At 63.7% G+C, this 11,264-nt stretch carries 11 protein-coding genes; 2 read left to right on the top strand and 9 right to left on the bottom strand.

Features of this window, described 5'->3' with window-relative positions:
* Both GPA21_RS08660 and GPA21_RS08655 read left to right on the top strand, forming a co-directional pair.
* A partial coding sequence (locus GPA21_RS08660; RefSeq protein ID WP_168987801.1) for a polysaccharide deacetylase family protein occupies positions 1-547 on the top strand: 547 nt, incomplete at its 5' end.
* Between the two features lie 11 nt (positions 548-558).
* A complete protein-coding gene (locus GPA21_RS08655) occupies positions 559-2,130 on the top strand; it encodes a hypothetical protein (RefSeq protein WP_168987800.1) in 1,572 nt (523 codons plus the stop codon).
* A 49-nt stretch (positions 2,131-2,179) separates the two neighbouring features.
* On the opposite strand, the gene GPA21_RS08650 is transcribed toward GPA21_RS08655, so the two are convergent.
* The 9 genes from GPA21_RS08650 to GPA21_RS08610 form a co-directional block, all read right to left on the bottom strand.
* Positions 2,180-2,479 (bottom strand): CcdB family protein, encoded by a 300-nt coding sequence (locus tag GPA21_RS08650; RefSeq protein ID WP_168987799.1) that lies wholly within the window; start codon positions 2,477-2,479, stop codon positions 2,180-2,182.
* Positions 2,479-2,721, bottom strand: a complete 243-nt coding sequence (locus GPA21_RS08645; RefSeq protein WP_211163499.1) for a type II toxin-antitoxin system CcdA family antitoxin — start codon at positions 2,719-2,721, stop codon at positions 2,479-2,481. The genes GPA21_RS08650 and GPA21_RS08645 overlap by 1 nt, the downstream gene beginning before the upstream one ends.
* A gap of 90 nt (positions 2,722-2,811) precedes the next feature.
* Complete coding sequence (locus GPA21_RS08640; RefSeq protein ID WP_168987797.1) at positions 2,812-4,047, bottom strand: TIGR03087 family PEP-CTERM/XrtA system glycosyltransferase; 1,236 nt, start codon at positions 4,045-4,047, stop codon at positions 2,812-2,814.
* A 196-nt stretch (positions 4,048-4,243) separates the two neighbouring features.
* Positions 4,244-5,455, bottom strand: a complete 1,212-nt coding sequence (locus GPA21_RS08635) for a TIGR04063 family PEP-CTERM/XrtA system glycosyltransferase (RefSeq protein WP_168987796.1) — start codon at positions 5,453-5,455, stop codon at positions 4,244-4,246.
* A 231-nt stretch (positions 5,456-5,686) separates the two neighbouring features.
* Positions 5,687-6,235 carry a dTDP-4-dehydrorhamnose 3,5-epimerase gene (rfbC, locus tag GPA21_RS08630; RefSeq protein WP_168987795.1) on the bottom strand — a complete coding sequence of 183 codons (549 nt, stop codon included), beginning with the start codon at positions 6,233-6,235 and terminating at the stop codon, positions 5,687-5,689.
* 2 nt (positions 6,236-6,237) lie between these two features.
* On the bottom strand, positions 6,238-7,122 hold the full coding sequence (gene rfbA / locus GPA21_RS08625; RefSeq protein WP_168987794.1) for a glucose-1-phosphate thymidylyltransferase RfbA: 885 nt from the start codon (positions 7,120-7,122) through the stop codon (positions 6,238-6,240).
* The gene (gene rfbD / locus GPA21_RS08620) at positions 7,119-8,042 is read right to left on the bottom strand and encodes a dTDP-4-dehydrorhamnose reductase (RefSeq protein WP_168987793.1); all 924 of its coding nucleotides are present in this window, start codon (positions 8,040-8,042) and stop codon (positions 7,119-7,121) included. Before rfbD ends, rfbA begins: the two co-directional genes overlap by 4 nt.
* Positions 8,043-8,159: 117 nt before the next feature.
* Positions 8,160-9,224 carry a dTDP-glucose 4,6-dehydratase gene (gene rfbB, locus GPA21_RS08615; RefSeq protein ID WP_168987792.1) on the bottom strand — a complete coding sequence of 355 codons (1,065 nt, stop codon included), beginning with the start codon at positions 9,222-9,224 and terminating at the stop codon, positions 8,160-8,162.
* A gap of 97 nt (positions 9,225-9,321) precedes the next feature.
* Positions 9,322-11,214, bottom strand: coding sequence for an XrtA/PEP-CTERM system amidotransferase (locus GPA21_RS08610; RefSeq protein ID WP_168987791.1), 1,893 nt, complete (start codon positions 11,212-11,214; stop codon positions 9,322-9,324).
* Positions 11,215-11,264 lie beyond the last annotated feature (50 nt).

The following is an 11,264-nucleotide window of genomic DNA, read 5'->3' as shown; positions in this document are numbered from 1 at the left end:
CGATCTGACCGATGTCGGTGTCGGAGTGGTGGCGCTGAATGGCGCGGAGAGCCGCATCGGACTCATCCACAAGCTGATCGGGCAGTTCAAGTATCAACAGATGACGCAGCGGCAGGAGTCGGTCGAGGCATTGGCTTCGCGATTTGGCGTGAGCCTACCGGACGACCTGATGATGACCACCGACGAACTGCGTAAGCTGGCCGATTCTGCCGGGGTGGAGATCGGTGGCCATACGCGCAACCACCCGATACTGACTCGGCTGGAGGACGGCGCCGCGCGAGAGGAGATCCTGGCGGGCAAACATGACCTCGAGGCACGGCTTGAGCGGCCGGTCCGCCTGTTCGCCTACCCTAACGGGCGACCAGGCAAGGATTACGACGCGCGGCACGCGGCAATGGCACGGGAGTGCGGTTTCGAGCTTGCCGTGTCTACCGCGCCAGCTGCGGCACGGGTCGGCGCCGATCCTTTCCAGCTACCGCGTTTCACGCCGTGGGATCGAACACCAGGGCGCTTCGGGCTGCGCCTGCTGCGCACGCTGATGACGTGAACCGGCCCCTGATGAACACCGCGCTCAGCGAGCTGCACGAGGGTTTGCTGCCGGCGCTGGTGGCCTTGCTGAACGATGCGGGCACCCTGCACGATCCGCATGACAATGCACCCACTCCAAGCGACCACTATGCACAGGTCAGCCTCGCGCTCGCGATGGCTTGCGATCCGGAAACCTCGCTGGACGATGCGCTGGCCCCGCTTGACGCATGGGCAGAGCTGGACTCGAAGCAGATCGGGCATTTGCCGTTCAACCGCCTGCTGCTGGGCTTCTGCAGCAAGGTGTTCGAAGCGCGCGGCGCCAGTGCGGCTCAGCTCGCGCGCATCGAAGCCGCACATGCGCGCTGCACGCTGGCGCATGACTACCCCTCGAACAACTGGGCACTGCTGGCGCAACTCTCGCGCCTGATCGAGGCGCCTGATGCGCAGGTAGCCGCTGAACAACAAGCGTTTTGCGACCTACTCGAGCGCTGGACCACCCGCGACGGAGCCTTCATCGACTACCCTGCCCAACCGGCAGCCGGCGGAAGGGTGGCCACGCCCTTCGCCTATCACCACAAGGCCTTGCTGCTGACCGCGCTGGCGGCACGGCTGCGCCCCTGCCCGGCCTTGTTCGCGCACTTGCGCGGATTATTCGGATGGCTGGTACATTGCTGGGATGCGGCGGGCTACGCCGGGGGGCTGGGACGCAGCAACCATGCGCTATTCGGCGACGCCTGCCTGCTGGGCGCGATGGTGCTGCTAGGGCTGGACAAGGATGACGCAAACTCCCCGGTGACTGCGCTTTCCCGTCGCGTTGGCGCGCAGCGGCGGGACGACGGCCTGCTGTGGCTCGACCCCTTTGGGCACCAACAGGGTGACGCAGGCTGGGACAACTACATGCACCTGACGGTGTACAACGCGTGGACGGCAGCGGTAACGGCAATCTGCCGCTGGCTGGGGCCGGTCGATGCAGAGGTGCTTGCCACTCATCGCGTTGCCTGGCGGGGTGATGAGCCGGGGGTGTTTCACGACCGGCAAGCGGGCGTATTGTGCATGCGCAATGCTGAGGGCGGATGTCTGGTGTTGAGCACCCGCGGCCAGCTGCCGCAGGCTTTCAGCCTGAACGAGGCGGAGCTTCGCTATGCCGGCGGGGTGCCCCTGCACGCAGGCGGGCAAGGTGATGCGTTATGCGAGCTCGTGCCACGCCGGGTGGCGCTTGCTCGCTTGCGGCAAGACGCCGATCTGGCCGGCTGGACAACGGTGATCGAACACGGTGGCGCTCTGTACGGACTGACTGACTTCGACCAGGTCGAGGTGGGTGAAAAGGCCGAAACGGTCACCGTGTCGCTTCGCGGGCATCCAGTGGCCCTGACCCGACACCCACCCGCCGGCGTGGTCGCACTCGCCTTGGCGGCGCTGGACTGGCGCTTCTTCGATGGTCGACTGGGGCGACGGCAGGCCGCACGGCGCGAGGTGCTCAAGCAAGTGACCGGCGAGATTCTCTGGCGCATCGATCTGCGCAATATGGGCTACGAGCGTGAGCTGCGGATTGTGCCGGAGAGTGTACGGGTGTTGAATCTGCGGCACGGCCAGAGAGGCTGAGACTACGGGCGTTCGTTTGCGGTTGAAGCGGTCCAGCGTGGTCCTTTGCTCAAAACCCCTGGAATAAGAGATCCATGGCGGCTACGAACTCTGCTCGCCGATGGGCAAGGGACGAAACCGGCCGCTTCAGGATAGCCAGCGGAACCGCGGCCATGCCCTGAGTGGCCATCACGAAACGCTGCCCTTCGATCTCGAACACTGGATTGAGTCCGGAGGCATGGTCTGGGACGTCCTCGACCGGGAGTAACGGTGCAACCACGCGCGTCGCGAAATGACTGTGGATCTCCGCTTGCAGGTCAACGAGATAGCCTGGGCCTTCGTCGTTCTCGTAGACGGTGAACTGCGTCATCAGAAATTCCGATACTTGCCAAGCGGGAGCCCGTTCTTTTCCACGTAAGCGTTCCAGCACTCGAACGCCTTCCGGTTTTCGGCAACCCAAAGCTCCGCTCGCTTCTCCGCCACCGCCCGCGCCACCCCGGCTTCAGCGGCTTGTGAAACGTTGATGCGCAAGGTCTTGGCTTCCAACAGGAGGGATTCGTCCAACGATACGTTGGTCGCTCTCTTGGTGGCTCTTATATGTGCGTTTTCCATGAATGGCACCCTCCAGTGCGGGATTGATGCTCATGACGATACACATCGTAACCAACATCATCAATAAACATCAACCCAAAGCACCTCGGTTCACGCCGACTCACTCGTGTGAGCACCCACCAGGTACAGCAAGCCGTTCAGATGTGCCTCCCAGCTGTAATGGGACAATACGAGCTCACGGGCCGCGCAGCCTATACGCTGAGCATCCACCGGGTCAGCGATTGACTCGACGACCGACTGGACGAACTCGGAGGAGGTGGAGGCGACAAGATAGTCTCGGCCGTTCTCACCGGCCAATCCGGTGGCCGCTGCCGCCGACACGACGACCGGTTTGGCCATGGCCATGGCTTCGAGCACCTTGTTCTGGATTCCGCGGGCGATACGCAATGGCGCGACGACGAGGTCGGCATGGGCGAGCCAGGGACGTACGTCCGGCACCGTGCCGGTGACCTGAATGCCAGGGCCTCCGAGGGCCAGTACTGCAGGAGTGGGGTTCATGCCGACGATGGTGAAGCTCACGTCCGGGTGGATGACGCGAATGCCGGGCAGAATGTCCTTGACGAACCAGGTGACTGCGTCGATGTTGGGCCAGTAGTCCATTGCGCCGGTGAAGACCAGCTTCGGCCCGCCGTCCGGGTAAGGGTTGGCGAGCGCGTGTTGCGGCGAGAAGAAGTCGGCGTCAACGCCGTTCTGCACCGCGTGGATGCGACTCGCCTCTGTGGTGGACAGGTGCCGCCGCAGAAGGTCCGCCTCGGCCTCGGTAACGAAGGTGCTGGCATCGGCCCTTTGCGCCCAGCTCCGCTCGAAGGCGAAGAGGCGCTCACCCTCGCGACGATACAGCCATGACATCGGCCAGGTGCGCTCGGCCGCGTATTGCGTCCATTTGGCCGAGTCGAGATCGCAGAAGTCAATGACACGACGCGCGAGACCGGCCTGGTCGAGGTATTGCGCCATCGGCCCGGAAAACGCGAGCGCCTTGCGGATGCTGTGTCGCGCCACCACGTCACCGACCCAGTCGCGCATGGCCCGGTTGCGATAGTACGGGATGCTGAGCGCTTCGCCGGCAAGCAAACCGCGCAGGCTGGTCAGTCTGGCGAGCTTGGGGTCGATGCGTTCGATGTGGAGGTCTTCGCACCACTCCGAAAGACTGGGCACATGCACGAGATCGGCAGGATCGTCGACGAAGGCGCCGAGGTAGACACGGTATCTGCCCGCCAGTTGGCGCAGGATGTTGAACGAACGCAGCTTGTCCCCCTTGTTCGGAGGGTAAGGGATGCGGTGCACGAGATAGAGCAGCGGCTCAGCTTGCGACGATGTGTTCGGCATAAGCTGTAATTGTAGGTCGGCTGGCGCAGGCCGTGGCGGGAATTGCGCACGGATCGGGGTGCACCTGTGGAGTGGTCTCCACTGATTGTGGGAGCCGGTGAGGGGCGAAGGCTGCGCTGGCTTGTGGTAAGCGAGGTGCCCAATGAGTCGCCGTGTTCGCGGCTTACGCCGCTCCTGCAGGTGATGGGGCGTTGTGTCAGCTGCGTTTCAGGGCACTTTCCACCATCCGCTCGTAGGCGGGGGCGTAGTTGGCAATGCTGTTGCGCCAGTTGCGCACCGACTCGACAAAGTGTCGGCCCGCCTGGCGCATTGTCGACCACTGCTCTCTCGCGGCGAGCGCGTTGGAGATCGCCGAAGCCAGCGCCTCGGTGCTGCCAGCGCGGAACAGATAGCCGGTTTCGCCGTCGCGGATGAGCTCCTTGTGACCGCCAACGTCGGAGGCAACAAACACCCTGCCCTGCGCCATGGCCTCGAGGGGCTTGAGCGGGGTGACGATTTCGGTGAGTCGCATCGAGTGACGCGGGTAGGCGAGCAGGTCGATCTGATCGTAGTAGCGGCTGACTTCGGCATGCGGCACACGACCGGTAAATACCACTTTGTCGACAATGCCCAGCTCGCTCGCAAGCGCCTTGAGATTGGCTTCCTGCGGCCCGCCACCGACGAGCAGCACCCGAAGATCCGGGTCGGACGAAGACAGGCCGGCGAACGCTTGCAGCAGCAGGTCCAGACCCTCGTAGGCGTAGAAGGAGCCTACGAAGCCGAGCACCGTAGTGCCATCGAAGCCAAGCCGACGGCGTAACTCGGGATCCGGCTGGCCAGAGAGCTGGAAGCTGGACACATCGACCGCATTCGGGATGACGACGACTTTTTTCTCCGGGATGCCGCGCGCGACGATGTCTGCGCGCAAGCCTTCGCAGATGGTGAAGATCTGGTCGACGCGGCGAAAGGCCCAGGTGTCCAGGGCGCGCGTGATTCGGTAACGCAGGCTGCCTTCGCGGGTGGTGCCGTGATCAACCGCGGCGTCCTCCCAAAAGGCGCGCACCTCGTAGGCAGACGGAATGCCGAGCCGCTCGCCCACGCGCAGCGCCGGAATCGCGTTCAGCACCGGGGAGTGGGCGTGAATGATGTCGGGACGCAAATGGCGCGCGAGTTCCTCGAGACGCGCTTCGGTGGCTTTCATCTGAGCCAGTTGACCAATTGCTCCTGTGCCGCCGGGGACTGGGGGCGTTCGGTGGAACTCGAGCCCGTCTGCGGTTTCGACCTCCGCGTCGGTCGCGCCCTGCTTTGGGGACGTGAGGTGAAATGTCTCCCACCCCCGCGCCCGCTGCTCCCTGAGAATGGCGGCCGACCGAAACGTGTAGCCGCTGTGCAGCGGAAGAGAGTGATCGAAGACGTGAAGAATGCGCATGGGATCGGATTGTAGACCGCGTCGAACCTGCATGGGCGGGAATAGCGCACGGTTGGGATAGATGATGCAGGCGTGACCACTGCTCGTGGGAGGCGCGTGATCGGCGAGCGCCGGGGCTGCGGGCTGGCGTCTGTGCTCGAAGACTCGCAGAGGTTCGCGGCTTGCGCCGCTCCTACAAGTGATGGATACGCCTCCACTACCTGTAGGAGCGGCGTGAGCCGCGAACACGCCCTAAGGAAACACCTCGGCGTTCCTCAGCACGACGCCCTCGGCGTCTTTGGCGGACAACAGAGGCGCCGTGGCGATTGGCCACTGGATGCCGATTTCGGGGTCGTTCCACGCGATGCAGCGCTCGGATTCTGGCGCGTAGTAGTCGGTGGTCTTGTAGAGAAACTCGGCACTTTCGGAAACGGTAAGAAAACCGTGGGCAAAGCCGGGCGGAATCCACATCTGGCATTTGTTGTCAGCGGAAAGGGTGGCGCCGACCCATTTTCCGAAGGTGGGTGAGCCACGCCGGATGTCGACTGCCACATCGAACACCTCGCCCTGTACCACTCGGACCAGCTTACCCTGGGCGTGCGGAGGGAGCTGGTAGTGAAGGCCACGCAGCACCCCCCGCATGGAGCGTGAGTGGTTGTCCTGCACGAAATCGACCGCGAGGCCGGTGGCGAGCTCGAAGGCGCGGGCGTTGTAGCTTTCGAAGAAAAAGCCGCGGTCGTCGCCGAACACGCGCGGTTCGATGAGGATGACATTGGGAATCGCGAGCTTTCTGATCTGCATGCTCAATACACCCGACGATTGATGAGGCGGAGCAAATACTGGCCGTAGCCGGTCTTGACCAGTGGCTCGGCGAGCGCGGCGAGCGTTGCAGTGTCGATCCAGCCGGCGCGCCAGGCGATCTCCTCGGGGCAGGCGACCTTTAGGCCCTGGCGCTTCTCGATGGTGGCGATGAACTGGCCGGCATCGAGCAGGCTGTCGTGGGTGCCCGTATCGAGCCAGGCATAGCCGCGCCCCATGATCTCGACCTGCAGGTTGCCCTGCTCCAGATAAAGGCGGTTGAGGTCGGTAATTTCCAACTCGCCGCGGGCGGAAGGCTTGAGACTGCGGGCGAGTTCGACCACGCGCTGGTCGTAGAAATACAACCCGGTGACCGCGTAGCTGGACTTGGGCTGTGCCGGCTTCTCCTCAAGGGACAGCACCTTGCCATCGGGCGCGAACTCGGCCACGCCGTAGCGCTCGGGGTCGAGGACATGATAGGCGAACACGGTGGCGCCCTGCTCCCGATTCATGGCGTTGTCGAGCAGTGGCTTGAAGTCGTGACCGTAGAAGATGTTGTCCCCAAGCACCAGTGCGCAGGGGTGGCGGTCGAGAAAGGCTTCACCGATCAGGAAGGCCTGGGCGAGACCCTCCGGGCTGGGTTGCACCGCGTATTGCAGCGACACGCCCCACTGACTGCCATCGCCGAGCAGTTGCTCGAAGCGCGGGGTGTCCTGCGGGGTGGAGATGACGAGGATGTCGCGAATGCCCGCCAGCATCAGGGTGCTGAGCGGGTAGTAGATCATCGGCTTGTCGTACACCGGCAGCAGTTGCTTGGAAACGGCCAGCGTGGCCGGATGCAGTCGGGTGCCGGAGCCACCGGCGAGGATGATGCCCTTGCGTGGTTTCATGGGGAGTTCTTCAGCGTGGGAATGAGTTCGTCGACCAGGCGCGCCACGCCGTGCTCCCAGGGCGGCAGGCGCAGGCCAAAGCGACATTGCAGTCGTTCTGTGTTGAGGCGCGAATTTCGCGGCCGGGGCGCGAGGGCTGCGTAGGCTTCTGACGGAATGCCGCGAACCTGCTCCGGCGCCACCTGCAGAGGCAAACCCTCGCGCCGTGCACGATCGAGCACGAAACGGGCGTAGGCCCACCAACTGGTTTCGCCGGCTGCGGCGAGGTGATAAAGCCCACCGGCGCTCGCATCCTGCGGGTTGCGGTCAATGTCGCGCAGCATGTGGGCAGTGATGTCGGCGATGAGCTCGGCACCGGTTGGCGCGCCGATCTGGTCGTCGACCACATCTAGCCTGTCGCGGCTGAGCGCGAGCCGCAGCATGGTCTTGGGAAAGTTGGCGCCGTGCAAGCCGTACACCCAGCTGGTGCGGAGGATCAGGTGACGAGTGCAACCTGCCTGCACCGCTGTATCGCCGGCGAGCTTGCTCTGACCATAGGCAGACAGCGGACCGGGCGTGTCATGCTCGGTCCAAGGCGCGCTCCCGCTGCCTGGAAAGACGTAATCGCTGGAGTAATGCACCAGCCAGGCACCGACATGTTCCGCCTCCATCGCAAGTGCAGCGGGGGCATCGCCGTTGACCCGCATCGCGGTCTCTGGCTCCGACTCGGCACGGTCCACAGCGGTGTAGGCCGCGGCGTTGACAATGACTTGTGGCGCGACTGCACGCACGGTGGCGGCAATGCCGGCCAGACTGGTGAGATCCCCGCACAAGCCGTCAGCGCCTTGCCGTCCGAGCGCAACCACCTCGCCCAACGGCGCCAGCGCCCGCTGCAACTCCCAACCGACTTGGCCCTCACGTCCGAAGAGGAGGATTTTCATGGCGTCTCCGAGGGAGTGTCAGCGCAGCATTCGCGGCTTACGCCGCTCCCACTGGTGATGGACAAGCATCGGGTGACGCGACAACCACTGCTTGTGGGAGCGTCGTGAGGCGCGAACTCAGGCTCGACCATATTGCAACCCAACCCACTCGCGGTAAGCCCCGCTCTGCACGTGTGCGACCCACTCGGGGTTGTCCAGGTACCAACGTACTGTCTTGCGGATGCCGGTTTCGAAGGTCTCGGCCGGCTTCCAGCCAAGCTCGCTCTCGATCTTGCGCGCATCGATGGCGTAGCGGCGGTCGTGACCTGGGCGGTCCGCGACGTGGGTGATCTGGCAGGTATAGGTTTGGCCATCGACACGGGGCTTCATCTCGTCGAGCAGCGCGCAGATGCTGCGGACGATGTCGATGTTGGCCTTCTCGTTCCAGCCGCCCACATTGTAGGTCTCTCCCAAACGGCCGGATTCGAGCACCCGGCGGATGGCGCTGCAGTGGTCCTTGACGTAAAGCCAGTCACGAATCTGCAGCCCGTCGCCGTAGACCGGCAGCGGCTTGCCCGCGAGCGCGTTGACGATCATCAGCGGGATGAGCTTTTCCGGAAAATGGAACGGGCCGTAGTTGTTGGAGCAGTTGGTGGTGACCACCGGCAGACCGTAGGTGTGATGCCAGGCACGTACGAGGTGATCACTGGCCGCCTTGCTGGCGGAATACGGGCTGTTAGGCTCGTAACGGTGGCTTTCGGCAAAGGCCGGAGCGTCGGGCGCGAGCGTGCCGTAGACCTCGTCGGTGGAGACATGCAACAGGCGGAAGGCGGCCTTTTCCGGCTCCTCAAGCGCACTCCAGTAGCCTCGCACCGCCTCGAGCAGGCGGAACGTGCCAACGACGTTGGTCTGAATGAACTCGCCGGGGCCATGAATGGAGCGGTCGACATGGCTTTCGGCGGCAAAGTTGATCACCGCACGCGGACGGTGCTCGACAAGCAGCTTCTCGATGAGCTCGGCATCAGCTATATCGCCCCGCACGAAGACGTGACGCGGGTCTTCGCGCAGACTGGCCAGAGTTTCGAGGTTCCCGGCGTAGGTAAGCTTGTCGAGGTTCACGACCGGTTCGTCGCACAGTGCGAGCCAGTCGAGCACGAAGTTGGCGCCGATGAATCCGGCACCGCCGGTTACGAGGATTGTCACTTTTGGCAGGCTCGCTGAGTGAATAAACTTCGCATTATCTCATCAGCGACCAGATAGCGCTCTATTTTAACGGAGCGGTCAGCCCTTCCGGCACACGCTACTGAGCCTGATTGCGCAGAAAGGCTTCGAACATGAGCAGGGTCCACAGGGGCGCGCTGTAGTCGCGGACGCCGGACTGATGGGCGTCGACCAGGTGCTGAAGATAAGCCGGCTTGAAGATTCCGCTGGCGGCCAGGGTTTCGCCGAGGACGGCGTCGCGTACCTTCTGCTTCAACGGGCCGCGGAACCAGCGGGCGAGCGGTACCGCGAAGCCCATCTTGGGGCGATACAGCACATCGTTGGGCAGCATGGGCTCCATGGCCTTCTTGAACAGGTATTTGCCCTGCTGACCGTCGACCTTCAGACCGGATGGCAGGGTCGCCAGCCACTCGATGAGCGGGTGGTCCATCAGCGGTTCACGCACTTCGAGCGAATGCGCCATGCTGGCGCGGTCGACCTTGGTATTGATATCGCCGACGAGATAGGTCTTGAGATCGAGGTACTGGACCAGCGCGAGCGGGTCGTCGGTGCGGGCCTGGGCGGCATGTTGGCGGAAGACATCGCTCGCCTGGTAGCCGGCGAGCTGGCGCTTGAAGCCGTCGGAATACATCTTGTCGCGCATGTCGTCACGCAGGATCGACACTGCGTGAAAGTAAGCCTCAACCGAGTCGCGCGCGAGCGCTTCGAAGGTGGCCTTGGCGCGGAACACCCGTGGGGCCCAGTCGGCTTTCGGATAAAGCCGCCCGAGCATACCGAAAAGTGGGCGACGAAGCCCCAGCGGTATGGCTGAGCGCAGGCGCTCCTCGGCAAGATGCATGCGGTAGCGCCGATAGCCCGCGAAGCTCTCGTCGCCGCCGTCTCCCGACAGTGCAACCGTGACATGCTTGCGTGCGAGTTGGCAGACTCGATAGGTCGGCATCGCGGAGCTGTCGGCGTAGGGTTCGTCGTAGAGCGTGGCAAGGGTGTCGATAAGGTCAAAATCATCGGCGGCAACCGTCTCGACATGGTGGTCGGTGCGGTAGCGCTGGGCGACCATGTCGGCGAATTGCGACTCGTTGAACTTGGGATCGTCAAACGCGATCGAGCAGGTATTGACGGGCTTGTCCGACAGGCCCGCCATCAGGGCGACGACCGCGCTGGAATCGACTCCACCGGAGAGGAAGGCGCCAAGGGGCACCTCCGAGATCATGCGCAGGCGGATCGACTCCTGCAGACGGGCAGTGAGCTCGGCAGCGGCGTCCGAGAGCGACATCGGATTGTCCAGCGTAAACCGCAAGTCCCAGTACCGTCTCGGTGCCGGCATGGACTGACCTCGGCGGATCGTCAGCAGTTCGCCCGGACCGAGCTTGCGCGCACCCTCGAAGATGGTTCGCGGCTCGGCGACATAGCCGAGGGCGAAGTACTCCTCCACCGCATGCGGGTCGATCCGCCGGTTCAGCCCTGGATGCTGCATCAACACCTTGAGCTCGGAACCGAACGCCACGGTGCCGTCCGCAAGTTCGGCGTAGAACAACGGCTTGACGCCCAGCCGGTCGCGCGCCATGAACAATGCGCCGCGGTTGCGGTCATGGAGCGCGAACGCGAACATGCCTCGAAAACGCTGCACGCAGTCTTCACCCCAGGCTTCCCAAGCGTGGACGATGACTTCGGTGTCGCTGCGGGTGTGGAAGATGTGGCCGAGGGCTTCGAGTTCGGGCACCAGCTCCTGGTAGTTGTAGATCTCGCCGTTGAAGACGACGACGACCGAGCCGTCTTCGTTGAACAGTGGTTGCTGGCCGGTGGAAAGATCGATGATCGACAAGCGACGGTGGGCGAGCGCGACACCGGGCTCGAAGTGGGTTCCGCCCTCGTCCGGGCCGCGGTGGAATTGCACCTGGTTCATGCGTTCGACCAGCGCTTGGTCGAAGTCGCGCTTGCCGCGAAGGTCGAAGAGTCCGGCGATTCCACACATGTTTGTTACCGTTGTTTTGTGGTGGTTGAATGATGCGGTTCGAGGGTTTC

Origin of the sequence: Azoarcus taiwanensis (assembly GCF_012910885.1) — a bacterium.
Taxonomy (GTDB): domain Bacteria; phylum Pseudomonadota; class Gammaproteobacteria; order Burkholderiales; family Rhodocyclaceae; genus Azoarcus_F; species Azoarcus_F taiwanensis.
This window is presented reverse-complemented; position numbering and strand designations above follow the sequence as displayed.